The 24,008-nt window shown below is 65.0% G+C and carries 24 protein-coding genes; 5 read left to right on the top strand and 19 right to left on the bottom strand.

The annotated features are described in order from the left end of the window. Positions 1-21 precede the first annotated feature (21 nt). The 11 genes from GUY59_RS13075 to GUY59_RS13025 all read right to left on the bottom strand — a co-directional run bounded on the left by GUY59_RS13075 (position 22) and on the right by GUY59_RS13025 (position 7,657). Positions 22-1,221 carry a DegT/DnrJ/EryC1/StrS family aminotransferase gene (locus GUY59_RS13075; RefSeq protein WP_252375097.1) on the bottom strand — a complete coding sequence of 400 codons (1,200 nt, stop codon included), beginning with the start codon at positions 1,219-1,221 and terminating at the stop codon, positions 22-24. After that, positions 1,125-2,162: a radical SAM protein gene (locus GUY59_RS13070; protein WP_138204178.1), complete on the bottom strand. Its 1,038-nt coding sequence runs from the start codon at positions 2,160-2,162 to the stop codon at positions 1,125-1,127. Before GUY59_RS13070 ends, GUY59_RS13075 begins: the two co-directional genes overlap by 97 nt. Further along, complete coding sequence (locus tag GUY59_RS13065) at positions 2,152-2,868, bottom strand: dTMP kinase (RefSeq protein WP_171055503.1); 717 nt, start codon at positions 2,866-2,868, stop codon at positions 2,152-2,154. Before GUY59_RS13065 ends, GUY59_RS13070 begins: the two co-directional genes overlap by 11 nt. Then, positions 2,865-3,692: a class I SAM-dependent methyltransferase gene (locus GUY59_RS13060; RefSeq protein ID WP_138204176.1), complete on the bottom strand. Its 828-nt coding sequence runs from the start codon at positions 3,690-3,692 to the stop codon at positions 2,865-2,867. Before GUY59_RS13060 ends, GUY59_RS13065 begins: the two co-directional genes overlap by 4 nt. Continuing rightward, entirely contained in the window at positions 3,676-4,203 is a 528-nt protein-coding gene (locus GUY59_RS13055) for a phosphoribosyltransferase (protein WP_201760804.1), read from the bottom strand. The genes GUY59_RS13060 and GUY59_RS13055 overlap by 17 nt, the downstream gene beginning before the upstream one ends. Beyond that, positions 4,200-4,838, bottom strand: coding sequence for a GTP cyclohydrolase I (gene folE / locus GUY59_RS13050; RefSeq protein ID WP_289514152.1), 639 nt, complete (start codon positions 4,836-4,838; stop codon positions 4,200-4,202). Before folE ends, GUY59_RS13055 begins: the two co-directional genes overlap by 4 nt. Before the next feature lie 66 nt (positions 4,839-4,904). Further along, positions 4,905-5,627, bottom strand: coding sequence for a 7-carboxy-7-deazaguanine synthase QueE (locus tag GUY59_RS13045; protein WP_252375096.1), 723 nt, complete (start codon positions 5,625-5,627; stop codon positions 4,905-4,907). Then, on the bottom strand, positions 5,624-5,995 hold the full coding sequence (locus tag GUY59_RS13040; RefSeq protein WP_289514151.1) for a 6-pyruvoyl trahydropterin synthase family protein: 372 nt from the start codon (positions 5,993-5,995) through the stop codon (positions 5,624-5,626). Before GUY59_RS13040 ends, GUY59_RS13045 begins: the two co-directional genes overlap by 4 nt. A 106-nt stretch (positions 5,996-6,101) precedes the next feature. Next, positions 6,102-6,482 carry a hypothetical protein gene (locus GUY59_RS13035; RefSeq protein WP_138204172.1) on the bottom strand — a complete coding sequence of 127 codons (381 nt, stop codon included), beginning with the start codon at positions 6,480-6,482 and terminating at the stop codon, positions 6,102-6,104. A gap of 382 nt (positions 6,483-6,864) precedes the next feature. Further along, positions 6,865-7,281 carry a hypothetical protein gene (locus GUY59_RS13030; protein ID WP_138204171.1) on the bottom strand — a complete coding sequence of 139 codons (417 nt, stop codon included), beginning with the start codon at positions 7,279-7,281 and terminating at the stop codon, positions 6,865-6,867. Positions 7,282-7,384: 103 nt separating this feature from the next. After that, complete coding sequence (locus tag GUY59_RS13025; protein WP_138204170.1) at positions 7,385-7,657, bottom strand: hypothetical protein; 273 nt, start codon at positions 7,655-7,657, stop codon at positions 7,385-7,387. Positions 7,658-8,003: 346 nt separating this feature from the next. Between GUY59_RS13025 and GUY59_RS47450 the strand changes: the two genes are divergently transcribed. Continuing rightward, a complete protein-coding gene (locus GUY59_RS47450; protein WP_201760803.1) occupies positions 8,004-9,428 on the top strand; it encodes a hypothetical protein in 1,425 nt (474 codons plus the stop codon). Between the two features lie 24 nt (positions 9,429-9,452). Continuing rightward, positions 9,453-9,932, top strand: a complete 480-nt coding sequence (locus GUY59_RS13015; RefSeq protein ID WP_138204169.1) for a hypothetical protein — start codon at positions 9,453-9,455, stop codon at positions 9,930-9,932. A 129-nt stretch (positions 9,933-10,061) separates the two neighbouring features. Here GUY59_RS13015 and GUY59_RS13010 read toward each other — a convergent pair whose 3' ends face one another. The 7 genes from GUY59_RS13010 to GUY59_RS12990 form a co-directional block, all read right to left on the bottom strand. Continuing rightward, a complete protein-coding gene (locus tag GUY59_RS13010; RefSeq protein ID WP_138204168.1) occupies positions 10,062-13,283 on the bottom strand; it encodes a type I restriction endonuclease subunit R in 3,222 nt (1,073 codons plus the stop codon). Continuing rightward, the gene (locus tag GUY59_RS50685) at positions 13,280-14,302 is read right to left on the bottom strand and encodes a restriction endonuclease subunit S (protein ID WP_289514150.1); all 1,023 of its coding nucleotides are present in this window, start codon (positions 14,300-14,302) and stop codon (positions 13,280-13,282) included. Before GUY59_RS50685 ends, GUY59_RS13010 begins: the two co-directional genes overlap by 4 nt. Positions 14,303-14,459: 157 nt before the next feature. Then, on the bottom strand, positions 14,460-14,735 hold the full coding sequence (locus GUY59_RS48615; RefSeq protein WP_236667110.1) for a hypothetical protein: 276 nt from the start codon (positions 14,733-14,735) through the stop codon (positions 14,460-14,462). After that, on the bottom strand, positions 14,732-14,842 hold the full coding sequence (locus GUY59_RS48610; protein ID WP_236667109.1) for a virulence RhuM family protein: 111 nt from the start codon (positions 14,840-14,842) through the stop codon (positions 14,732-14,734). The genes GUY59_RS48615 and GUY59_RS48610 overlap by 4 nt, the downstream gene beginning before the upstream one ends. Positions 14,843-14,852: 10 nt before the next feature. After that, positions 14,853-15,146: a RhuM family protein gene (rhuM, locus tag GUY59_RS48605; protein ID WP_236667108.1), complete on the bottom strand. Its 294-nt coding sequence runs from the start codon at positions 15,144-15,146 to the stop codon at positions 14,853-14,855. 95 nt (positions 15,147-15,241) lie between these two features. After that, positions 15,242-16,852, bottom strand: coding sequence for a class I SAM-dependent DNA methyltransferase (locus GUY59_RS12995; protein ID WP_138204164.1), 1,611 nt, complete (start codon positions 16,850-16,852; stop codon positions 15,242-15,244). Positions 16,853-16,869: 17 nt separating this feature from the next. After that, entirely contained in the window at positions 16,870-18,915 is a 2,046-nt protein-coding gene (locus GUY59_RS12990; RefSeq protein WP_138204162.1) for a hypothetical protein, read from the bottom strand. Positions 18,916-19,347: 432 nt separating this feature from the next. Here GUY59_RS12990 and GUY59_RS12985 point away from each other — a divergent pair, with 432 nt between their 5' ends. Further along, positions 19,348-19,632 (top strand): hypothetical protein, encoded by a 285-nt coding sequence (locus tag GUY59_RS12985; RefSeq protein ID WP_138204160.1) that lies wholly within the window; start codon positions 19,348-19,350, stop codon positions 19,630-19,632. Position 19,633: 1 nt separating this feature from the next. Further along, on the top strand, positions 19,634-21,286 hold the full coding sequence (gene rmuC / locus GUY59_RS12980; RefSeq protein ID WP_138204158.1) for a DNA recombination protein RmuC: 1,653 nt from the start codon (positions 19,634-19,636) through the stop codon (positions 21,284-21,286). 784 nt (positions 21,287-22,070) lie between these two features. Here the strand turns inward: rmuC and GUY59_RS12975 are convergent. Next, complete coding sequence (locus GUY59_RS12975) at positions 22,071-22,844, bottom strand: transposase family protein (RefSeq protein WP_161714519.1); 774 nt, start codon at positions 22,842-22,844, stop codon at positions 22,071-22,073. 99 nt (positions 22,845-22,943) lie between these two features. Between GUY59_RS12975 and GUY59_RS12970 the strand changes: the two genes are divergently transcribed. After that, positions 22,944-23,999, top strand: coding sequence for a restriction endonuclease-related protein (locus GUY59_RS12970; RefSeq protein WP_138208548.1), 1,056 nt, complete (start codon positions 22,944-22,946; stop codon positions 23,997-23,999). Positions 24,000-24,008 lie beyond the last annotated feature (9 nt).

The raw sequence follows: 24,008 nt of genomic DNA, 5'->3' as shown, positions 1-24,008 counted from the left end.
AGCGGGGTTCTGGGGCGTCGGTTACGTGGTCCATGCGGCGGCCTCCTTGGCGATGGTGGCGGCGTAGCGGTCGAGTGTGGTCTCGGTGGCGCGTTCCGTGAGGATGATGGCGAGTGTGTGGTCGAGGATCTGGGCGGCGCCGTGGCAAGGCTGGTCGCGGTCGGTGAACATGGGCCGGGTGTCGCAGGGGACGAGTCGAAAGCTGCCGGTGGAGTTCGGCACTCCCCGCTGTGCGAGGTGTTCGGCGAATGCCCGGGGGTTTGGCAGGTCGATGTGAAGCAGCGGGGCGAAGCCGTTCCATTCCTCACGCGTTGCTGGTGCGAGGGCGACCAGGCCCGGTGCCTGCTCCAGGGCGTGCAGCAGGTAGCGGGTCTGTGCGCGGCGCAGTTCGACCAGGCTTGGGAGGCGGCGGAGGTTGGCCAGGGCGATCGCGGCGAGCGGGGGAGCCAGGCGGGAGTTGGTTGTCAGGCGGCTCAATGGGGCCTCTCCCGGGGGAGCCGGCTGCCAGTGGCTGCGGAACGCGGCCGCGTGCTCTGCAATGTCGCGGCGGGTGGTGAGTAGGAAGCCGCCCTCACCGCTCCAGAGAACCTTGCCGTCCTTCATGCTGAAGCAGCCGACGGTGCCGATCGTCCCGGCCCGCTGCCCGTCGCGCGTGGTGCCGACGGCCTGCGCGGCGTCCTCGATGATGGCGAGCCCGTGTTCGGAGGCGAATGCTGCCAGCGCTGCCGGGTCTCCCATCCGGCCCCACAGGTGCACCGGGATGATCGCCCGAGTTCGCGAGGTGACCTTGCGGGCGGCGTCGTCGTAGTCCAGGTCCAGGGTGGCCGGGTCACTGTCGACGAACACCGGCGTTGCCCCGAGGGCATCGAGAGGTGCCACGGTCATGACGACGGTCAGTGCCGGCACGAGGACTTCGTCGCCCGCGCCGATGCCGCAGGCGGACAGCGCGGCGTGCAGGGCCGCGGTGCCGGAGGCGACCGCGACGGCGTGCGGGACGCCGAACACCTCGGCCAGATCCCGCTCCAGTTGTCCGGCGCCGGGGCCGCCGCTCGGGTCAGGCATCTGCCCGAGCACGACGGCGAGCTGATCTGCGAGTAGCTGCTTATCTGGGATCGGAGGGAGCGTCATCGGACGGCCTTCGCGTTCAGCAGCTGCGGCATGTCCAGCACGAGCGGCCACATGTTCACGCAGTCCCGGCTGAACAGCGAGCAGTTCGTACACGCGGGCCGCTCAGCGAAGAGCGTGCGCGCGTCGGCGTCACGGATGTTGCGCCGCCGCTCGGGCGGGGTGGCGGCGATCCGGCGGTCGGAGGGGCAGTCCCAGACCGAGCCGTCGGGCTGGATGAAGAACAGGCGGGCACCGCCGAAGCAGTCGGGCACAAGCTCGCTCTCCTGCGTGGAGATCGCGGCGACGAAGCGCCGTGCGTAGGAGGGATCCGGTAGCGCCAGTCCGCTCGTTTCGTTGTAGAGACGAGCGAGCTGTTCGGCCACGGCCGTTACGTCTTCACGGCGGTGGGTCAGTTCCGTGAAGAGCTTGTGATCGGGAGTCAGGGAGATCGGCTGGGGAACGTAGTAGTCCACGCCGAGCCGGCCGGCCAGGTGGGCCATGTCGGTGATCTCCTGCGGGCGTTCCCGCATCACCACGGTGTAGATCCCCACCTGCGGCGCGTGCCGGTCGCCCCGGGCGTTCAGCAGGGCGCGGACACCGGTCAGAACATCGTCGTAGCCGAAGCGTCCAGAACGGGAGGGGCGCAGCCGATCATTGGTGTGCGCGTCCGCACTGTCCAGGGAGACCGAAACGCCGTCGACGCCGAGCGCGATGAGCCGCTGGGTCACCGGCGGGCGAGTGAGCGGGATCCCGTTGGTGGCGATCACGACCTGACAACCGGCTTCCTTGATGAGTTCGATCACCTCCAGCGTGGGAGGCCAGTCCAGCGGTTCACCACCGGCGATGACCACCCGCTCGATCGGCGAGCTGGCCAAGGTCCGGGCGAACGCTTTGATTGCCAGGGGCGGCAGGTCGGCGTGGGACAGATGCGACAGGACACCGATCTCGGTGGGCGGGGCCTGTTTATGATCTTCGATCGTGCCGAAGTAGCAGTGGGGGCAGGCGAACGCACAGGGCGAGCGAAGGCCCCAGAGCAGAGTCGCATCACGCGGCACGGTTGGCCTCCCGCTGCTTCATGAGGTTCCGTACGACCGCGCCCACCGCGTCGGCGACAGCGTGGGCGGGCTGTCCGGCGGTGTCGATCACGGTGTAGCGGTCGGGCTCGGCGGCGGCCAGCCCGGCGTAGAGGATGTCGGCCTGCTCGATCACGCGCAGGTCCCGTGGCGCCAGCGTCCGTCCTATCCGGTTGGCGAAGCGCCGCATGCACACTGCCCGGTCGCCGGTCAGTAGGACGGTGGCGTCGGGCCGGGGCCGCCACCGCGACATGGTTGAGAGCACGTGCCGTGCGACGTGCACGGGATCGGCTTCCGGTACGTGCTCGCAGAGGATCGCGGCCTGGTAGACGGCGACGGTATCGACGCCGCGGTCCTCGATGACCACCGTGGGCGTGATCGGGTGGACGGCGAGGCGTTCGACTTCGCGGATCTTCAGCGCGAGCAGGGCCAGCGTCTCCGCGACTGGGTGTCCGGTGCGCAGACATACGTCGTCTTCCGCGGTCAGGGCGGAGATCACGTCTCCGGTCAGGGTGTTGCCGGGCTGGTCGGTGAGTTCGTCCAGCAGCAGGCAGCGCTGGCCGAGATAGGTGGCGAGTGCGCGGGCCGTGGTGGTCTTTCCGACGCCGTTGATGCCCTCGATGGTCACCCATAGCGGCCGGCGGGGAGCGAGCTCACGGCGAGGCGCCGGGACAGCGGCCGTATTCATGCGGGCCTCCGGCAGACGTACAGCAGCTCGGTCGCCCTCGCCGGCACGGACACCGCCGCAACCGTGTCCAGCAGCGCCCTGGGGATGCGCGCGGCCAGGTCGCGGTACCAGCTGGCCGCACCTTGCCCGTATCGTTCGATGAGTTCGCTGGCCACCACGTCCGGTTCGGGCGGCAGCAGGCCCATCACGTCTTCAACGATCAGGCCCGCACTACCGACAACCTGCTCCACCTCCTCTCGCGACCACTCGTAGACGTGGACGCGGTATTGCAGAGGCCGTGGCGGCGGGCCGAACGCCTGCGGTGTGGACAGGAACAGTAGCCCGCCGGGGGCGAGTGCTTGAGCTGTGCTGCGCAGGCTGCCGGCACCGAGTTCGAAGGGCAGATGCTCCAGCGCCGAGGTGTACAGCGCCACGTCGAAGGCGGGCAACTCCGGCCAGAGCTCGGCCACATCGCATTCGACGAGTTCCACCGGGAAGAGCTCTCCGTACGTCTCACGCAGGAACGTCATCCGTTCCCGGGCTTCATCCAGGTTGGCGTGGCTGATGTCCAGCCCGACGTACCGTTCGATCTGCGGCGCGTAGCGATGCAGCAACGGCAGAGCCAGCCCGCGACCGCAGCACACGTCCAGCACCTTCACGCCAGGCGCGCACCGCTCGGCGACGATGAGGTGCTGCATCAGGTTCATCAGCCCCGACGCCTTGGCCTCTCCGCGATGCAGTGCCGCGTAGAAGTCATCCATCTGGTTGGTGCTGTACGGGCCGATCATGGGAGTCCCGGGCCGGGTGCGGAACTGCTCGGGAAGTTGATCAGTGCTCGTGCTCATCGTTGCTCTCCCAGGGGAAGATCACCCACCCGTGGGCGATCGTGCCGATGTAGGTGACGGCGGCCTTCGCCGGGAGGCGGCCGGTCCAGTTGCTCTCGTTAACCACGCACACCGCGCTCCGAACCCTGCTGGCGCCTGCATCGGCGACCAGTCGCGTCGTGGTTGTGAGGGTGTGCCCGGTGCCGGCGACGTCGTCCACGATCAGGACGTCCCGGCCGGTGAGGTTGCCGAGCGAGGCTGGATTGACAGTCACGGGCTGCGGGGTTTTCGCGGCGTTGGTGCTGTCGTTCGTGGTGTGGGTCACCTCCACCGTGCGGACATCCCGCAGCCCGAGCTGGTGGGAGAGGCAGACTGCCGGAACGGCGCCACCACGCAGGACCGCTACCAGGGTCTGGGGTGTGCCGTCCGCCCTGACCGCCTCGGCGATCCAGCGGACCAGCTCTTCCATGCGAGGCCAGAGCAGGTGGGTGATGCCGGATGGCGCCACCGCCGAAGGGCTGATCGTCATCATGGTGCCCCTCGTCGGCCGGCGGTGGTGAGGGTGAGGAACTGCTGGGAGAGCAGCGGATCGGTCTTGAACCGTCCGCTGGCCTGCACGGTGGAGGTGCGGGCTGTCTCCATACGGACGCCGCGCATGCTCATGCACAGGTGCACGCCGTGCACCGTGACGGCCACGTCCTCGCTGTTGATGGCTGCGATCACCTCGTCGGCGAGCTGGCGGGTGAAGCGTTCCTGCATCTGGAGGCGTCCGGCGTGACGCTGTGCGATCCGGCCGAACTTCGACAGCCCTAGGACGGTGCCGTCGGCGAGGTGGCCGACGTGCGCGTCCAGCTTCATCGGCAGCATGTGGTGTTCACAGAGGGACCACACGTTCAGCCCTCCGACCACGACCAGCTGATCGCTGGCTTGGGTCTCGGTGAAGCACGTTGCCATGGCCGAGGGGTCCGGCGACAGGAAGTCGCGCCACCAGGCCGCGACGCGGGCGGGCGTGTCGAGCAGGCCCGCGCGGTCAGGGTTCTCTCCGAGAGCGATGAGCAGTTCGCGGACCAGCATGGTCACGTAGGGCGTGTCTATCGTCGAGCCTGGTACGTCATCGGTCGGCTGTGAGACGGCTCGGCCGGGATGTGCCGTATCAGGAGGCTGCACGGCGTTCGTGGTCAATGTTCCTTCCTCGCTTCCGAAGGCTGGGCCAGGAGGTACGGAGCGGTGCTGTCATCGGCCACGTTCGTCACCCCACAGCAGGACGTGCAGGCGAAGCGACAGCGACCAGCCGCGGGATATGACCGCCTCGGCGAGCAGTTGGGCGCGGCCCAGAATGTGGCCGGTGGTGACGCCTTCAGGCATCACCCACACCTGCTTCATCGCGAAGCGCTCGGCGAGCTCGGCGATCTCGTCCAGGTCGGCTATGTCGCGGGCGACGAATTTGAACACGGCTTGCCCGCTGGCCGACAACGTCTCCAGGGCGGCGGCCTTGATGCGCAGGCCGGCCGGAAGGCCGGAGTTGGCCAGCTTGGGGGAGACGTTGAAGCGCAGCCCGTCTGTCAGCAGAGCCGGATCGGGGGCAACAGTGCCGTTGGTTTCGATCTCCAAGCGGCGGCCGGCCTGCAGCAGCGGCTCAGCCAGCGCAGGCAGGTGGTGCTGCTGCAGGAGGGGCTCTCCGCCGGTGATGACGATCAGTGGCACCGGGTGGTCCAGCGCCCACGCGACCAGGTCGGTGACCAAGACGCGGTCGCTCTGCTGCCGTAGGTCGAAGCGCGTGGTGTCCCACGTGTACGGCGTGTCGCACCACGTGCATGACAGGTTGCAACGGGACAGGCGGATGAACAGCGCGGGTTGGCCGATGCTGGGCCCCTCGCCTTGAAGCGTCGGGCCGAAGCGCTCGGCGATCAGGAGCGCCGGAGTGCGAGACGGGGCGGACACCGTTGCGGCGATCACCCGGCGTTTCCAACCGTGCAACGCGCCCACGTCTTCGGGGTCTCGCTCACGCTGACGGCGACCAGCCGCCCTGCGATGATCGGCTGCACGTTGTCGAGGAACCACCTGACCAGGTGCAGGGCCAACCGCTCCGAGGTCGGTTCGACGTCGAGCACCTCGTTCAGGTCGCGATGGTCGAAGTGCTCAGCGAGGTAGGCGCCGAACGGTGACAGATCGCCGAAGTCGGTGACGAATCCCGGGCCAACGAGCTCGTCGGCGGTGAGCTCGACGGTCACCTGGTAGCTGTGACCGTGCAGGCGGGCGCATTTGTGCCCGTCAGGTAGCCCGTTCAAGCGGTGAGACGCCTCGAAAGCGAAGGTCTTGCCGATGGTCAGGCCGACGCCGTCCGGGCCTCGCGGATCATAGTGCGGTCCAACGTGGGTGAGGGAGGAGCGGGGCGTTGTCATCGTGGGCTCTCCGTTCTGCTGCTGGCCGTCACGACGGATAGCGACGTGAGGCGGCTCGTGCGGCGGGGCGGCTGGTGGCCGCGGGGACGTGGTGCTTGTGGGCGGCGCAGGACGGGCCCGCGCATTGAGGGAGGGACGATAAGCGGGCGAGCCGGAGCAGGATGGGCAGGATGGGAGCGGTCCACCACAATGCGGCGGCGGCGAGGATCATCAGGGGTGGTCCGGCCGGGCCGTAGGTGTCGCGATACTCGCGTTCCCTGTGCCGGTACGCCCGCTGTCGCGCGCGGCAGCCCCGGCACATCCGTGAAGGGTCGCCCTCGGCGAGCAGGGCCCGGGAAATCAGGGTCGGGCGGATGCCCAGCAAGGTCATGGGTCCCCACACCAGGCCGATCCACTGGATGAGGGTCACGACGCCACCCGGCGCTTCCGCTTGTCGTGGCGGTAGTGGAGGTGGCAGCCCACCAGGTGGTTCCAGACGAGGAGGGCTTTGAGGTGCGGGCCTCTGCCGGTCTCCAGGCGGTTCCCTTCTCTGCTCCACCGCGTCACAACGCCCTCGCGGCCTTCGTGGAGCAGCGTGTATGCGCCGCAGCACGAGGACTCTTGCACCCACACGAAGACATCCGATCTGGGAATGTACGGTTCCCACTTGAGTTGCACGTAGATCACATCCGGGTGACGCGGCGGCCGGACACGGAGACCGGGTGTGGTTCGGCCAACCGCCGCGCCTGCTAACGGGCCCCGTGATCAGAGGGTGTCGAACCGTCTGCCCCAGGGCGTTCCGAGGGCCGGTGTCAGAGGACCGTGCCGAGCTTGCGCCAGTCGTCGCCGGGCCTTCGAATGTCGCCCGGGTGCTCTAGGTCACGCACCGCGTAGTCGTCGCCGTCCCCGACCATGGCGTACTCCAGGCCCGTGCCTTTGACCAGCTCGAACCTGTCGTCGTCCACGCCGATGTCGTGCAGGTCCACCCTGGCCGACGACTGAGCCCTCCCGCCGGGCCTTCTCTGGCCGATGACCGCACCCAGCCTGCGGAAGTCGTCGCCGGCCCTGCGGATCTCGACGGCCGGGAGGCTCTTGTCGCGGACGGCGTAGTCGTCGCCGTCCGCGATCACCGCGTGCTCCAGACCCGTGCCTTCGAGCTGCGCGAACTTGGCTTCTTCCACGTCCATCGCGTACAGGTCGGGCTCGAACAGTCTTTGTGTGCTGACCATGGGGGTCTCCCTCGGGTTGTTGCTTTCGTTGTTGCTGGGCGCCGGTCCCGGCCTGGATCCCCCGACCCGCCGAAGCCGCACGCGACGACGGGCCGGGGAGGCTTCATGGGTGACGGCCGGTCATGTCGTGGATGATCGCCATCTGGTTGCTCAACTCCGCCATGAGTGCGACAGGGTTCCCGCGCTCCAACCGTGGCCGCAGCCCGGCGGTCAACATCTCCACCGAGAGCTGCCAAGACGGCACAGCCCGCCAGATCCAACCGGTTGAGAAGACTTCGTAGAAGATCGTCCACTGCGGGTAGGTGAGGCGGAGTACTGCGAGCTGACGGTCACGCATGTCCAGCTCAAGCCATGCCTCGATCACGGTCGAGGCCATCTCACGCTCCGTCGGCGAACAGAAACGGACCGCTCGGCTTGCGTTGGTCGCGGATGACCGGCCGCGAGCTCAGGTAGGCAGCAGAACTCGCGTGGCTGAACCGCGCGTGCCTACCCTTCCCCACCGCAACGGGCGAGAGGACGAGCCTCGCCGTGGCGCGCAGACCACCGCAGGCTGGACCGCATCGAGAGAGGCTTCGACTGTCCCGAGCCGTCAAAGAGGAAGAAGTTTCTGTGTCCGGGTGCACAGATTCATCACAACGCTGAGTAACAGAGCGCGAACAGGTGGCGTTGGGGGACACTGGGGGACGCGAGCGTGTCACCTTCCCCTGATGAGGTGCGACGGCATGACCGACGAGACTGGCCTGCCAGCCTGGGCCGAACGCATCCGACACGAGCGTCGGCAGCGCGGCTGGTCTCAGAAGCAAGTGGCCGTCCACCTGTTCAAAGCCGCCGGTGACGAGATCGCTTTGGCAGAATTCGCGTCGGTCCTGCGGAGGGTTAAACGGCACGAAGCGGGCAAGGGACGTCCTCGTGATCCGTATCCCCTTCTGTACTGCCGCGCATTCAAGATCTCAGAAGCTAAGCTGTTTGAGCGTCCGGCATTGCCGGAGGTTATGACCGATGAAAGCGCCGACGACGACGCGAACTCGGTCTCCTCACCCTCCCTCCCTTGGCTCTGGGAAGCAGGACCGACAGCCGATGCGATCTACGACATCACCAAGAGCGACCTCATGCTGAGCCGTCGCGAAGCGGTCAAGGCACTGGCCATCACGGCAGGGCTCCCGCTCGTCGATCCAGTACAACGCTGGCTCGCGCCCCCGCCTCCAGTGCCCTCCCCGTCGGTGTACAGCGGACGGATCGGATTGGACGAGGTCGCCCAGCTGGAGCAGGCGGCGAACGTCTTTCGCACGTGGGATGACCAGCACGGCGGCGGGCTCGCCCGCAAGGCCGTGATCGGTCAGCTCAACGAGGTGGCCGACCTGCTGCGCGACAGCCACCCCCACGAGGTGAGCGTGCGCCTGTTCCACGTGATGGCGCAGCTTGCGAAGATCGCCGCCACCATGTCATGGGACTGCGGGATGCAGACCGCGGCGCAGAAGTACTACGTCATGTCTCTGCAGGCATCCACGCCCGGCGAGGACAAGCCGTTCGGCGCGAGCGTCCTGGCGTCCATGGCCCGGCAGTTGCTGTATCTCGATCAACCGCAGGACGCGCTGGAGCTGATCCGGCTCGCCCTGGACGGAGTCAGGTCCACGGCCACGCCTCGACTCCGCGCGATGCTGCACACCCGAGAGGCGTGGTCGTACGCCAAGATGGGCCGAGCCGAGTCCTTCAAGCGCGCCACGGGCAATGCCGAGGAAGCATTCAGCGCGATCGGTTCCTGCGACCCCGATCCGGACTGGATCACGTACTTCGACGCCGCCGAGCTGGCCGGGGTGACCGGCGGGCGATACCTGGAGCTGGCCCACCGCGACAGCCGGTTCGCGGGCGACGCCCTCGATCACATTCGACGAGCGGTGGCGCTCCGGCAACGTTCAAGCATGCGCAGCCTCGCGCTCGATCAGGTGGGACTCGCCTACGCTCACCTCATCAGCGGCGACCTTGACGAGGCCGTGACCGTGGGCAACGCCGCAGCCGACACCGCCGGGCAAGTCCAGTCCGACAGAGTCAGAGTGCAGCTACGCGAGTTCTATCTTGAGATCGAGACCCGGAAAGATCCCGTCGTGGCTCCTCTTCAGCAGCACATCCGCGAGACGCTGGCACGCTAGGTACCGGCACCTAGGAAGGACTCGATGATGCGTATCGGCGTGACCGGCCACATGAACCTGACGCCGGCGGCGGCCCGCCTCGTCTCCGACGCGCTCCGCGCGCACCTTGCCTCGTTCACCGGAGAGCTCGTGGGCGTATCCTGCATCGCTCGTGGGGCCGACAGCCTGTTCGCTGACGCGGTGCTCGCGGCCGGCGGATCACTGGAGGTGGTCCTGCCATCGCGTGATTACCGGCAGGCCAAGGTGAAGCCGGATCATGCCGAACAGTTCGACCGGCTCATGGAGGCGGCGAAGACCGTCCGTCTCATGGACTTCGACCACGCCAACCGGCAGGCGTACGAGGCCGCTAACGAGGCCGTACTGTCAACGGTCGATGAGCTAGTGGCCGTATGGGACGGACAGCCCGGTACCGGCACGGGCGGGACCGCCGAGGTCGTGGTCGAGGCTCGGGAACGCGGCCTCCCCGTGACCGTCATCTGGCCCGAGGGCGCCGCGAGAGAATAAAGTCCCACCAGGTCATTCAGGCGATGTGGCTCTCGAGTACGGACCAGGCCAGCGGTACGGTATTCAGCAGCGGGACAAAAACTAAGTTGAGGCAGAACTGCAGCGACTATGACTCTGCCCGGGAAATGGTCACGTGACCCTGCCATCCTTGGACCAGATATCGGCGAAGTGCTCCACCTGCCGGATGACCAAGTCGATGGCCTTCGCTTCCTGGTCGGGCGGGTAGTTGTAGCGCGCCAGGAGTCGTTTGATCGTGGCACGGAGACGAGCGCGGACTGATTCTCGTGCGATCCAGTCCTTCTTCAGGTTGGCCTGCACCTGCGTGACGAGATCTCGTGCGATGGTGGCGAGTACCTCGTCGCCCATTAATTCTCGGGCAGTGCCGTGGTCGGCTACCGCGTCGTAGAACGCGAGTTCGCGCCAGTCGAGTTTTGGGTTGAAGCGCTCACCACGCCGATGGTCGCTGGCGATCTCCTTAGCCAGCTCCACCAGCTTGGCGATGATCTCCGCGCTAGTGAGCTGTTCGCGCATGTAGCGGTACATCAGGTCCTGAAGCCGCTCAGAGAAGGTGGTCTTGCGCACGATGTTGAGCTTGGTAACCTCCCGCATCTTCTTTTCGATCAGGCGGCGCAGCGCTTCCGCGGCAAGGTGCGGGGTCTTGCTCTGCGCCAGTTTGGCCACCAGCGCGTCATTGAGGTGAGTGAGGTCAGCCGTCTCCAAACCCGCTTCTGCGAACAGGTCGGTCACGCCCTTCGTCTCCACCACGGCGGAGGTCAATTGGGCGAGGTAAAGCTCCACGTCCCGGGCTACGGGCAGGCCGCGGGCCTCGCGATCCATAGCGTCCAGCTTGGCCATGTAAGCGCGGACCTCGACGAAGAACTGGATGTCGCGCCGCCAGTACGGGTTGCCTGGGAAGCGCTCGGCGAGGTTGGCCGCGTTGGCGGTGAGCGCGAAGAAGCGCTCTAGCCGGTGGGCGTGCTCGCGGAAGCGATACCAGGGGGTCTGCTTGACGTCTTCGGCCTTCTTGGACTTCAGCAGGTATTCCGCGACCGCGAGAGCCGCGTCGATGAAGGCGGTCTTGCTCGGTACGGCAAGCAGTTCCCGCCATTCGGGGCCATCGCGCAGGATGGCGTCGATGATGTCGTACTCGTTGCGCAGCTCGTCCAATGCGCGGTTCAGGTCCTGACCTAGGGTCTGGTCTTGCTGATCGGCTGCGGAGTATTCTTCGATGGCCGCCTGAAGTTTCTCGGTCAGCGGGGCGTACCCGACCAGCAGGCCATCTTCCTTGCCGCGAAAGCGGCGGTTGACCCGAGCCAGGGCCTGCATAAGGCTGGCGCCTTTGAGTGGGCGATCTAGGTACATGGTGTGGATCGGCGGGGCGTCGAAGCCGGTCAGCAGCATGTTGTTGACGATGAGTAGCTGCAGCTCGTCGTCGGGATTCTTGGCCCGGTTGATGACCGCCTTGCGCTGTGAGTCGTGTAGGGCGTGGGTACGCAGGTGCTCGGGGTCCTTCCTAGAGTCCGAGGAGAACACGATCTTCATGACGCCCTTGGCCGGGTCGTCGTGGTGCCACTCGGGATGGTGCTTGAGCAGCTCGTCATAGACGCGGACGCAGATGTCCCGGGTGGCGCAGACGATCATCGCCTTCCCGGGCGATCCGGTCTCCGAGGCGCCGACGAACGGTTGCATCCGCTCGTGCCGTACCTCCCAGTGCACCACCAGGTCGGCGACCAAGTCGCGGATGCGGGCGGGCGCGCCGTACATCGCGTTCATAGTGGCGACGTGCTGTTCGATTCGCTGCCGCTCTGTCTCGTCCAGGCCATCGGTGATCCGGTTGGCCTCTTCATCGATCCTCTCTGGGTTGGTCTTGCCGTCCAGGATCAGCTCGACGACGCGGCTCTCGTGGTAGACCTTGACCGTCGCGCCGTCGTCGGCAGCCCTCTTCAGGTCGTAGACGTCGATGTCAGGGCCGAAGACCGCACGGGTGTCACGGTCGGCCTCCGAGATGGGAGTACCAGTGAAAGCGAGCATGGTGGCGTGCGGGAGCGCGTCGCGCAGGTGCCGGGCGTAGCCGTCCAGGGCGTCGTAGTGGCTGCGATGCGCCTCATCCACGACGACGATGATGTTGCGGCGCTCTGAGAGCAGCGGGTGATCTGTGCCTGATTCCCTCTCCTCCTTGGTCTTGCCGAACTTCTGCAAGGTGGTGAAGAGGATGCCGCCGGTCCGCTTGGTGGTGAGCTCTTCGCGCAATTCGGCGCGGGAGAGGATCTGCTGAGGCTCCTCTGGGAGGATCTCGCTCTCCTGAAAGGTGGAGTAGAGCTGGTCGTCAAGGTCGTTCCGGTCGGTGATGACGATGATCGTCGGATTCAGCAGCAGCGGATCACGCATGATCAGGTTGCTGGCCAGCACCATCTCTTCGGACTTGCCCGACCCCTGGGTGTGCCAGACCACCCCCGCCCGGCCGTCGGTCTCTGCGGCCTTTCGTACGGCTCGCACGGCTCGGGTGACGGCGAAGAACTGGTGCGGTTTGGCGATACGCTTCATCCGCTTCGAGGGAACGAAGTTGATGAAACGCTCCACGATGTGGAGAAATCGGGCTTGGGCGAAGAGACCGTGGAGGGCGAGCTTCTGAGCCGGCTCGCGGAAGGAGTCGACGCGCTTGCCCTCCTCGTCTAGATTCCATGGTGCGTAGTGCTCGAACGGGGTGAACGGGGTGCCGTATTTGGCGGTGATGCCGTCCGACAGGAGTACGACCGCGTTGTAGCGGAAGGCGGTGGGGAACTCGCTGACGTACCAGCCAATCTGGGCGTGGGCGTTATCCAGAGTGGAGTTCTCGTCGCCGCCGCGCTTGATTTCCAGTACGGCGAGCGGCAGCCCGTTGACGTAGAGGACGAGGTCGAAGCGGCGATTGTGCTCGCCAAGGATGACGGTGACCTGGCGGTGGGCGCGGTAGGTGTTGTTGTCCGGGGTGGTGAAGTCGATCAGGCGGATGGTCGGGTTGTGGCTCCCGCCGAATTGGTCTGTGTAGGTGACACTCCTGATGCCCTCGACCAGGTTTCGGTGAGCGGCCCGGTTCTCCTCGTAGGTGTCCTTGGAATGGACGCGGGTGGCGTGGTCCATGGCGTCACGGACTGCATCCGGGGGGAGGGCAGGGTTGAGGCGCTCGATCGCCTCGCGCAGGTCTGGGTAGAGGATGAGGTCGGCCCAGGACTTGCGGTGACCCGAACCGGGGGTGAACTCGTTGCCGTGCGCGGGCTCCCAGCCGAGCTCGGCCAGCTCGTCGTGAGCGAGGATCTCCCAGTCGGCTTCGAGAGGGCGGAAGTTTAGTGTTGAGGGGAGAGGAGGGATCACGTCATATCCTCGACAATCTTCTCGGCATCCCGCACTCGGAGACGACCGGACAGGAGTTGAGGGAGCAGGGTGTCGCGGAGTTCCGTCAATGCGCGATTTTCGCTGGTTCGTGTGGCGATACAGTCGCTCAAGGAGCTGAGCATGCCAGACAATTCCTCCCAACGGCTAGGGGAAGGAAGCTTGATCGGCCAGGAAGCGAGGTTGTTGATAGGGATCCGTTCCACGGTAGCCCCGTGAATGGCCCTTTTGGCGATCACACTCTGAAAGTCCTTACTGAGGTAGGCACAGAGTAGGATGGAGCCAGCAAGCTGCGGCCTCTTTGTCCGGAGAAGTCCCATGCGTCGCCCCAGACATGCGCGTATTCCGGGTAGCATCAGGGCCGCATCGCCAAGGCGAGTCTCATATGAGAACAGTACGTCGCCGGCTTGCGGCTGGACTCGTCGAATCCAGCGCGGGAAGTCCTCTTCGCTCAGGTGGGCGGATTCGCTCAGATTGAGCAGTCCCCGGTTTAGGCTGCTAATACTGAGGAACCAAGGCCCGCTCTCAGTCTTCTTGGGTGTAGCGTGTGGACCGTCGAAGATCTCTGCCACGTCCCCCAGGATGAACTCTTCGTCCGGCGTTGAGCTTTCGTAGAGAGCGTTCGCAAGGTTTATTGAATGGGAGAGGATATGCTCGTTGACGGCGATCTTGTCGTCCAGCGTTCCGAGCAGATCGCCAATACCTATCTGTTGCCCAAGAGGGGGGATCCGAATTGAAAGCGAATGAATGTCTGAGAGACTGAGAAAGTCGGCCATGTCAGTCTGGCTCTTGAGTGCGCGAGCCTGATTCCAGAACTCCGAGCTCTTGAACCAGTAGTACAAATATTGCGAGCGCAGCGGACCGCCAATGGCTGGGCGGAAATAGCACAACTGTGGACTATAGGCGAATCGGGGGCCTTGGGCGGGTATCATCGCAACCCGCCCCACAGTACCCTTCGTAGTGAGGACAATGTCTCCCGGATAGGAGACCTTAGGTCGCATCTCCTGTTGGTGGGTTTCAGGCAGACTACTCTGTATGAGTGGTCCGATTCTGCCATCGAGGACATCCGCAACCCTCAGAATAGGAAGCTCTGGGTCGACAGAGCGCGGACGCCCAGCCCCAATTTCGAGCAAATTCTCGCTAACCAGGCTGGTGAGTTTAACTGTGCGTTCGGTCATCGTTATTCTTCCATGTCTTTTGGCAGCAGATCTGATTTTGTTCGAGTGCGTTGAGTTGCTTCTCGGCGCGAGCAAGGTCGCGGATCTCGCCGTCCGCTTCCTCGTCGGCTCGGGCAGCTTCCAGCGCTCGGCGCTGGGCGACGAAGTTCTCATAGTGTTCGTGGCGGATGGTCTCTGTAGCTTGATGCGACACACGCCCAGCGTTCGGCAGAGCCTTCATGTCGTTGACTAGGATGAACTGGTCAATGGCGGTCACCACTCGGTCATAGTGATCTGCTGCCGCCGTCGCGCGCACAGCTCCGCGAAGAATTGGGTGGTCAGCATGTCGATCTCATCAGAGCTCAGATAGTTCTTGGCGATCACGACGTCCGCCTTACGGGTCCTTGAGTCGTTCGTCGTTGAGCACGAAGCCCTTTACCAGGTACTCCCTTAGCGTGGCGGTCGCCGACTGTCGAAACTGGATCCCGCAAGGAGACCGGACTCGGTAGCTGATGGCGAGAATTATATCGAGGTTGTAGACGAGCACCTCTCGTTGGAACTGTCTCGTCCCCTCGTGAGGAACTATTTCCTGGGAGGAAATAGTTGCCTCGGTCAGTTCGCCATCTTCCAGGGTCGACGCGATGTGCTTGTTGACGTTCGGAATGCCTGTGTCGAACAGCTCAGCCATCTGGGCCTGCGTCAGCCAGACAGTCCCATCGACTGCGCATCTGGATCGGGGAGCGTCCGTCCTCGGTCCGATAGAGGATTAGCTCCCCGGAGGGCTCAGCCATCGAGCCTCCCCAACTGCTCTCGAACGGTCCGAGCCAGCTCGTCCGACTTGTCGAAGAGGTGGAACAGTTCCTTCTTCAACCCGGCGATCTTCTCGGCCAGTGCCTCGGAGTCTTCCTCCTCAGCCTCGACCGCCCCCACATACCGGCCGGGCGTTAGCGCATAGTCGTGCGACCGCACGGTCTCCAAATCGGCTGAGAAGCAGAAACCGGGCTCGTCCGCGTACTCCAGTCCGGCTGACCGGGCGGAAGCTGTTCCCCTCCATGCGTGATACACCCCGGCGATCTTGGCCAGGTCGTCCTCGGTTAGGATCCGCTCGGTTCGGTCGATCATCGTCCCCATGATCCGGGCGTCGATGAAGAGGATCTCACCGCGCCGTTCGGCCAGTCGCCGGCTGCCCTGCGGGGTCTTGTCGCGGGTCAGGAACCACAGGCAGGCCGGGATCTGCGTCGTCCGGAAGAGTTGCGGCGGCAGCGCGACCATGCAGGCCACTAGGTCATGCTCGATAAACTGCTTGCGGATCTCGCCCTCGCCGTTCTGCTGCGAGCCCATCGACCCGTTGGCCAGGACAATTCCGGCCGTACCACGCTCACCCAGTTTGCTGATTATGTGCTGGAGCCAGGCGTAGTTGGCGCTGTTGTGCGGTGGCACGCCGTACTTCCAGCGAGGGTCCTCGATATAGCGTGGCCACACCTTTTGATTGAAGGGTGGATTGGCCATGACGAAGTCGGCCTTGAGGTCGGGGTGCTTGTCGTCATCAAATGTGTTGCCCCAGCGCGGCCCAAGGTTGCCGTCGATACCATGAATGGCCAGGTTCATCTTGGCCAGCCGCCAGGTCCGCTCGTTGTTCTCCTGCCCGAAGACCGAGATATTCGACTTCTGGCCCGCGTGCGCCTCAATGAACTTGCCCGCCTGGACGAACATTCCGCCTGAGCCACAGCATGGGTCATAGACCCGACCCTCGTACGGCTCCAGAATCTCCACCAGCAACCTGACCACACTGCCAGGGGTGTAGAACTCGCCAGCCTTCTTGCCCTCAGCCCTCGCGAAGTTGCCCAAGAAGTACTCGTAGACCTCGCCCAGCACGTCCTGCGCCCGGCGGTTGCCGTACCCGGAGAACTTGGCGTTGTTGATGAGGTCAACCAGCCCCGCGACGATCTTCTGGTCAACCCGGTCTTCGTTGAAGATTTTGGAGAGGGTGCCGGTCAGTGCGGTGTTCTCGCGCATGATGGCGTCCAGCGCGTTGTTGAGTAGCTCGCCCACGCCTTGCGTCTTGACCTTGCCCGAGATCCACGACCAGCGGGCCTCCTCGGGTACCCAGAAGACGTTGTGCCCGGTGTATTCGTCCTTGTCCTCCAGGAAGTCCGCCTGCCGCTCCTCGGGCATGCCCTCGTCGGCCAACTCCTTGGCCAGAGCCGTACGCCGCTCGTCGAAAGCGTCAGAGACATACTTCAGGAAGATCAACTCAAGGACGAACTCCTTGTACTGCGCGGCGTCCAAGGAGCCGCGCAGCTTGTCGGCAGCTTTCCACAGCAGGTCGCGGATCTCCTTGGCCGAGGATGCGGTGAACAGCTCCGCCTGGTCGGCGCGCTTGGAAGGGGGCATGGGACGGTTGTCTCCTTCTAGATGATCGTGAGCGTGCCGTCGGCCATCCCGGCGGCGGTGAGCTGGTCAAGGGCGGCTAGAGTCGCGGCCTGCTTCCGCAGGAGCGACCCCAGTCGGTCGATCTCGGCCAGAAGAGTGTCGTACCTTCCGGCCTCGTCGGAGGCGAGTTCTGGAATAAGAAGCTCCTCCAGCCGCCGCGGCACTCGCAGCGCGCCCTCGACCCTGCGATGCTCCGCCGCGGCGGAGCGCAGCAGGGCGGCCAGTACCCGCGGCCGCACCGGGCGCTCGGCATCTAGTCGGGCACGCAGGATACGGGCCGGGAATGCCACTACGGAAGAGCCCTCCAAATCGACCAGAGCACCCAGCTCTGGGTTGGCGGTGATCACGATGTCGCCAGGTCGAGTAAGTGCCCCGCGCTCAAAGGCTTCGGTGAAGGCCAGAAGATCGATGCGGTGTCCGCCCAGCGGCACCCGACCGAGCACCTCCTCAGGTGTGATGACGACCAGTTCGCCATCGGCGCTGAGATGCTCGTCCTTGACCCGATGACCGGGAATCTTCCGTATCCGGCGCTCCTTGAGCATCCGGGCGACGCTGGTCCGCACGACCTGGTCGCCCTGCCGTTCGATAGCCCGGACACGAAGCTCGGCTGGCTCCTGGTGCATCAGCTTGGCGAATTCGATCTCCAGTTCCGAGATACGAGCCGGTCGCTCCCGCACTGTCTCGGTGTGCCGGGTCTCGCGCGGCCGGTGCCGCGGGGTGAGAGCGGTGCCGGGTCGGTCGTTGAGGACCTGAATGGGAAGAATCACGCCGTGCCGTACGGCGTGCCTGCGATCCTCGTTCCAGCCGGCGGCCCGGAAGATGTCGACGTCGGCCACCAACGTGTCGACCGACTGCTCACTGATCGGGATGGAGGACAGGTCCGCCAGCATCACCAGGCCGGTACGCCGCTTCTCCGGAGTCCGGGACAGCACCCACACGGCCGTCCGGTAACCGGGGCGATGACGGAACACACCCTCGGGAAGAGTGACCACCGCCTTGAGCAGGCCTTCGGTGAGGAACCAGCGGCGGAGCAAATCAGCGTCTTCATGCGGTGCAAGCGGCTGGGCCAGGGCATCGGCTGGTCCGAGTACGACGGCGACCCGGTCTTGGTCGAGCCAGTCGATGAGATCGGCGATGCGTGTCAGTATCGAGTGAGCCCGGCGGGTCTCCGCGGGCTCGTAGGGCAAGGCGCAGACCACGAGGTCAGGGTTCCCCCAGCCGTCGATGTTCGGCTCGTGGCCGTCGGCCACGTCGAACTGCAGATCAGTGAGCCCGTGCACGAACATTCGGCGACGAATCAGGCGGGCCATGGCCGGATCCGGATCGGCGGCGAGAAGAGAGTGTTCGGGCGCTTGCTCGTGCACTGATGCCAGCAGTCCACCGGTCCGGGCATACGGTATGACGACGATGCTCCCCTCGGCGAGGGTCGCGGCTCCGGAGAGCTGGGCGAGCATCTGTGAAACCAGCGGCACCGGTTCATCGAGGGCCATTTGCCCGGCGCCCAGTTGGTGGCACCTGTCCAGCACCCACTCGAACGCCTCGCTGGCTGTGTAGGCGGCGTCGATCAAGTCATCGGCCAAGCCAGCGAGTTCGACGCCGGTATCTGTGGGAAGCGTGCTGAGCTCGGCCAGGAGATGAGCGTCGTCGAAGTCGACGCGGGCGGCGTGCGGTACCAGCGCATCCCAGGAGGTGATGCGCAACGGTTCGTCCAGGTGATGGCGTAGGCAGATCAGGGAGGTAAGCGTCGCGACCAGGGCAGAGGCGGGCAGGTGGTCACGCCAGGCACTTAGGCTGTGGAGGGCCAACTCGGCCCGTAGCGTGCCTGGGTCGGCGTTGCCGCGCCCCGTTTCTAGTAGCCACGACACCACCTGTTCGCTGTCGAACAGAGGTTGGCCGCGGTCGCGGGAGATGGGCTCGGGGAAGTCGATGTAGCGGCGGGCCCAGGTCGTGGCGACGGGGCGCTCGACTTTAGCCAAGCTTGCGATCTCGGCGAAGGAGATCAGGGAGCGTCGCCGCTCGACCATGGCGATCCCCCTTCTCCCTGAGCGTCTGTGGTCGCGATCATCACTGTACATGCACCTCCTTGTTCCATCTCTAACAAAATGGTGATAAGGGGGGTTATCGCCATGAATTCAGCGCTCGTCAAGTACCCTGCGACACAGTTCTCTCATCAACCCCTTCGGGCTCGAAGTCCGACCGCGAGAGGACTCGATATGACCAACCAGATTCCAGGCACGGTCTCCTATCCACAGCCGCTGGATCAGCAGCCCTTCACCCAGCCCGGCCGGCAGCCTGCCGCCCCCGTAGTGCGCTCGGCCCGTCCCGGTGACAGCCTGACCGTGATCGTCTCGTCGATCATCGGCGTGGGTAGAGACGTTGGGACCACAGCCTCCCCGCGCCCTATCGTTACGGTGACCGAGACCATGCAGACCGAGTCGGTGCCTACCGCAACCCAGATGATCACCGCTGAGCCCATGGCGAATCTGGAGGGAAAAGGCGGCCCGCAGACCGCCTTCTCCGGTGACGGTCAGCACCTCCTCGGCGAGGACATCGAGCCCGGCACCTACAAGACGGCTGGGGCCGACAGCCTCGAAGTACGGCTGGGCCCGCCTGAGAACGCCTTCGGCGAGTTCGACGCCCTCATCGCCAACGACGACACCCAGGGCCAGACCAGGGTGTCCCTCAAGAGGGGCGAGTTCTTCGAGACCAGCGGGTGTCAGGGCTGGAAGCGGGTGGGCTGAGATGACCTCCTTCTACCTTGTCGTGCTGGCGATCGTGCTCACGCTGGTCAGCGCCATGATCGCCTATCTGATCGCCCGTGGCCGCGCGGCGGACGAACGTGTTGCGTTGAAGCTCGCCGAGGAACAGCGAACCCAGGCCGCCGAGCAGGCGAATGCGCTGCGTGCCGAACGAGACAAGGCCCAGAGGCAACTGGCCGATTTGAGTCAGGCACACACCACCGCCCTGACCGAGCGCAGGACACTGGACGAGCAGCTCGGTCGGTTCAGCGCCGAGTTGGAGGCGACTCGGAGCAGCCTCAAGCGGGAGGAAGCTGACGCACAGCGTCTGCAACTGGAACTTCAGTCGGAGCAGACGCGGGGAGCGGAAGTCGGTCGTCGTCTCCGTGAGACCGAGCTCTCAATCACCGAGCTGAAGGCGAAGGAGTCAGTCCTTCGCTCGGAGATCCAGGACCTGAAGACGCAGCTGGCGGAGCTGGTCATGCAGAAGCAGGCGCTGCTGGAGCAGGCCGCGACAGTGCAAGCTGTCCGCCAAGAGCTCGATCAGACCCGCTCGGACAACAATCGACTCCTGGAGGAGACGCTGCGCGCAGCGACCAACGAGATGCTGAAGAAGTCCCAGGCCGAGCTGGTGACCATGGCCGAAACGACCCTGAACGCGGCCAGCAAGCCGGTCCATGATCAGTTGTCGGAGATGGACCGGCAGCTCAAGGAGTTCTCCACCACCCGCATCGCGGCCGAGGCCACGCTGAACCAGCGACTGATCACCCTGACCGAGGAGGGACAGCGGACCAGGAAGGAAACCCGGGCGCTCGTCGAGGCGCTCAAGAAGCCGCAAGTGCGCGGGTCTTGGGGCGAGATGCATCTCAAGAGGGCCGTGGAACAGGCAGGCTTGGTCGAGCGGTGCGACTTCGACACTCAGGTGCACTTCGCCGACAACGAGGGTTCGCTCCGGCCTGACATGGTGATTCACCTGTCGGGTGGCAAACATGTCGTCGTGGACGCCAAGGTTCCGATGTCCGCATTCATGTCCGCGATCGAGGCCGTCGATGAGACTGACGCGGACAGGCACTGGGCCGACCACGCCCGGCAGTTGCGCCAGCACGTAGATGCGCTCGGAAGCAAGGAGTACTTCCGGAAGGTCGCCGCTTCGCCGGAGTTCGTCGTGCTCTTCGTGCCTAGCGACGCCTTCCTCCAGCCGGCGCTGGTGAAGGAACCAACCCTGCACGAGTACGCGATCGCCAAGAACGTCCTGATCGCCACGCCGACCTCGCTCATCGCCCTGCTCCGCACCGTGGCGTTCGCGTGGACACAGGCGGCGCTACAGGACAACCTCAAGCAGGTCTACGAACTCGGCCGCGAACTGTACGAGCGGCTTTCGGTCATGGGCGGGCATCTGAACACCCTGGGTAAGTCCCTCGACCGGTCAGTCAAGGCATACAACGACACGGTCGGGTCGATGGAGGGGCGGGTCATGGTGACCGCGCGCAAGTTTCACACACTCAGGGTCGTGGAAAACCAACTGGTCGAGCTCAAGGCGGCCGAGCAGGGTACTCGACCGCTCGGTAGTCCAGAGCTCGTGGAATCGGCTAACGCCGCGGCAGGCGTCCGAGCGATCTCACCAACACCTGGCACGGAAAACGGGATCGCCGGTTGATGACGGATCGTCGTGGCGTCGGGCCGCCCCCGATGCTCCACCACGTAGCCACGGACCTCGTCCCCCAACAGGTCGGCGTCCCTTTTGGCGCCGGCCAGCAGGTGCTCGAACCGGTTGATGTTGGGATGGCCGATGTGGACCGACACTGCCAGGAGTTCTTGCGCGGTACCTCGCTGAGGAAGGCCCAGACCAGGTCGCCGAAGATACCGCGTGGCTCCGGGCGTTTGCGCAGCAGGTCCGCGATCCGCTTGGTCAGGGCCCGGAACTCGTACGGGCGCTGCGAGCCCTAAGACGCTAGCTCTTAGATCCCCGACGCCTGAGAAATTGTCTGCAGATGAGCGTACCTTGGTCACGCAGCCCAGCCGATGGCACACCGAGAGCGACATCGGGTGTCCGAGGGCAGGTTGGACCAGTTCGGACCGTCCGCCTAAGAAGGCGGCTCACCACCAAGGTTTCACAGCCATGGATGAACTGCTAATCACAAACCGTCGTGCCCCTCCGCATGGCAATCGAGCAATGTCCCATTTGATGTTTTTCGTGACGGAGGTGTCGCGGTGACGCCGTCAGGGTCGAAGAACGCCGACGTCCAGTTGGCTGCATTGGATGCGGCTGGCTGGGCTGAGGGGCTGTCGTTCCGGGAGGAAGACGGTGACTACGTCACCGTAATGCTGTTGGCGGCAGGGCTCGCAAGGATTAGGGACGATCGACGTCGAATGGACGCAGGCGAGTACCTGACCCGCACGTCGGCGGAGCAGGGATTGCTGCCAGTGAACCTATTTCAGGCTCACCCGGCTTGGGTGACGCGATGGTTTTGAAGGACGGCGATGGCCTTGCAGAGGTGGCCGGCCTTGGACGGGCTGCAGCGTAGCTTGCGCAAGATTCTCCAGCCTTTGAGCTGGGCGTTTGCGCGTTCGCCGGGGCCGCGGAGCCTGGCGTGGGCGCGGTTGGCGTGTTTCTGGGATTCGGGCTTGTGCTTGCCCTTGTACGGGGTGCGGACCGGGCCTTCGGCTCCCTGATACGCCTTGTCCGCCAGGGTGATGATCCCCGCCTGCTCCAGTGCGCGCAGGATGCCCCAGATGCGGGCAGCGGTCAGATCGTGGGCCTTGCCGGGCAGGGCGCCCGAGGTCCACAGGATCGTCCCATCTGGTGAGGCGATGACCTGCACGTTCATCCCGTGCACACGGTGCTTGCCGGAGAAGTACGGCCGGTCAGCGGCGATCCGGTCGGTATGGATTAGCGTGCCGTCCAGCACCAGGTAGTGCAGCCCGTCCCGCTTGGCCTTGCGCAGCGCCTGGACGAGCTTGGGCGAGCGGGCTGACAACAGCGCCACCGTCTCTTCCACGTACCGCCATGCGGTTGCCGCCGACACCCCGAAGCCAGCCGCGAGTTCGGCGTAGGTCTCGCCCTTACGCAGGTAGACCAGCACCAGCAGGGCCTGTCGGCCAGGGTTGAGCCGCCGCCAGATCGACCTCATGGACTTACGGTGGCGCCGGATCACCCCGGCGACGTAGTTCAGGCGCTGATGCGACAAATCGACGGCGGCACGATAGAACAGCACCCAGAGCTCCTGGTTGTGATGGGCGTGGTTGTGGTGATCAACCCATCTACCAGGAGCTCTGCTGCGTCATGGGGCTAACCTCGGACTTGCGATCATGCTGTGACCAGGGCACTCGATGCGGAGCCTGAAATAGGTTCAGTGCCGTGGCGATCGGGGATGACGCGATTGTGGTGGCGATTCCATACCGCGGGAGAGATCCCGCCGCAAAACGATCTCAAGCTTTTCGAGCTGTGCCGAAGGCCGTTCAGGGAGTGGCCGATCGCTCTACGCCTATCGGTAGCCGACATCGAGGAGAGCTTGCTGGACGGCGACGAACTGACGCCGATGGCAGAGCAGGCAGCGCGGCTGTCGATCCGTGATGTCGAAGCCGAACTGGTTGAGAACCTGGTGTTCCGGGAGCTCATGCTCGTCGCGGAATTGAACGCGAAAGACGAGGCCGAAGTCCAAACCCATTACTGCGAACTACGTCGGCTCCTCATTGACAACCCAATCCTGACCGAAGCCAAAGTACGCCGGCTCACCGGCCGATTTCCCAAGCGTGGGCGCAACGGACAGCCGATGATACAGCGTTTCATCCAGGCGGCTTACGTGCATCGGGCTTCCCAAGGACAGGTGAAGATCGATGTCTGCGACGTATGCGGTAACCCTACGCAGCGGGGCACCGACGGCTGCGGCACCACGGGCTGCACTGGACGCACAACTGATCTCGTCATTGACACAGTGGGCGGCTACTACGTTCAGCACCGCGCGACCAGGAGATTTTTCCACGATCCCGGACTGGTCGAGGCCAGAGTCCTGGACCGTCTCGCCGAGATGTCGGCGGAGAGAACGATCAGCGTCGAGGCCTGGCCGGGCCTGGACGCCTACGACATCCGGGTGTCGTTCCTGTCCGGACGCGACGTGGTCGAGGTGTGGGGTGCGGACGCCAAGGACCAGGTGAGTCCGGGTCTTTTGGGGCTTGGATTCACGTGGCGACCCGACCCGCCATGCGACAGGCGCTTCCTGGTATTGCCGAAACATCGTGCTGACCAACCAGGATATGTCGCCGACCTGCGGGCCGAGTTGCAGGGGAGGGTGTCCGGTGTCTCCGTCGTTAGCGAGGACGCTTTTGTCGCCGGTGTTGTCGCCAGGGCTGAGGAGGTAGTGAAGCAATGAGGGATCATT

Origin of the sequence: Nonomuraea sp. K271 (assembly GCF_009908215.1) — a bacterium.
GTDB classification, from domain to species: domain Bacteria; phylum Actinomycetota; class Actinomycetes; order Streptosporangiales; family Streptosporangiaceae; genus Nonomuraea; species Nonomuraea longispora.
This window is presented reverse-complemented; position numbering and strand designations above follow the sequence as displayed.

Excerpts from the sequence above, each read along its gene's own strand:
- GUY59_RS13065 (WP_171055503.1), bottom strand. The coding sequence starts at position 2,868 with ATGAATACGGCCGCTGTCCCGGCGCCTCGCCGTGAGCTCGCTCCCCGC.
- GUY59_RS13060 (WP_138204176.1), bottom strand. The coding sequence starts at position 3,692 with ATGAGCACGAGCACTGATCAACTTCCCGAGCAGTTCCGCACCCGGCCC.
- GUY59_RS13055 (WP_201760804.1), bottom strand. The coding sequence starts at position 4,203 with ATGATGACGATCAGCCCTTCGGCGGTGGCGCCATCCGGCATCACCCAC.
- GUY59_RS13030 (WP_138204171.1), bottom strand. The coding sequence starts at position 7,281 with ATGGTCAGCACACAAAGACTGTTCGAGCCCGACCTGTACGCGATGGAC.
- GUY59_RS13025 (WP_138204170.1), bottom strand. The coding sequence starts at position 7,657 with ATGGCCTCGACCGTGATCGAGGCATGGCTTGAGCTGGACATGCGTGAC.
- GUY59_RS47450 (WP_201760803.1), top strand. The coding sequence starts at position 8,004 with ATGACCGACGAGACTGGCCTGCCAGCCTGGGCCGAACGCATCCGACAC.
- GUY59_RS13015 (WP_138204169.1), top strand. The coding sequence starts at position 9,453 with ATGATGCGTATCGGCGTGACCGGCCACATGAACCTGACGCCGGCGGCG.
- GUY59_RS50685 (WP_289514150.1), bottom strand. The coding sequence starts at position 14,302 with ATGCGACCTAAGGTCTCCTATCCGGGAGACATTGTCCTCACTACGAAG.
- rhuM (WP_236667108.1), bottom strand. The coding sequence starts at position 15,146 with ATGGCTGAGCTGTTCGACACAGGCATTCCGAACGTCAACAAGCACATC.
- GUY59_RS12995 (WP_138204164.1), bottom strand. The coding sequence starts at position 16,852 with ATGCCCCCTTCCAAGCGCGCCGACCAGGCGGAGCTGTTCACCGCATCC.
- GUY59_RS12990 (WP_138204162.1), bottom strand. The coding sequence starts at position 18,915 with ATGGTCGAGCGGCGACGCTCCCTGATCTCCTTCGCCGAGATCGCAAGC.
- GUY59_RS12985 (WP_138204160.1), top strand. The coding sequence starts at position 19,348 with ATGATCACCGCTGAGCCCATGGCGAATCTGGAGGGAAAAGGCGGCCCG.
- rmuC (WP_138204158.1), top strand. The coding sequence starts at position 19,634 with ATGACCTCCTTCTACCTTGTCGTGCTGGCGATCGTGCTCACGCTGGTC.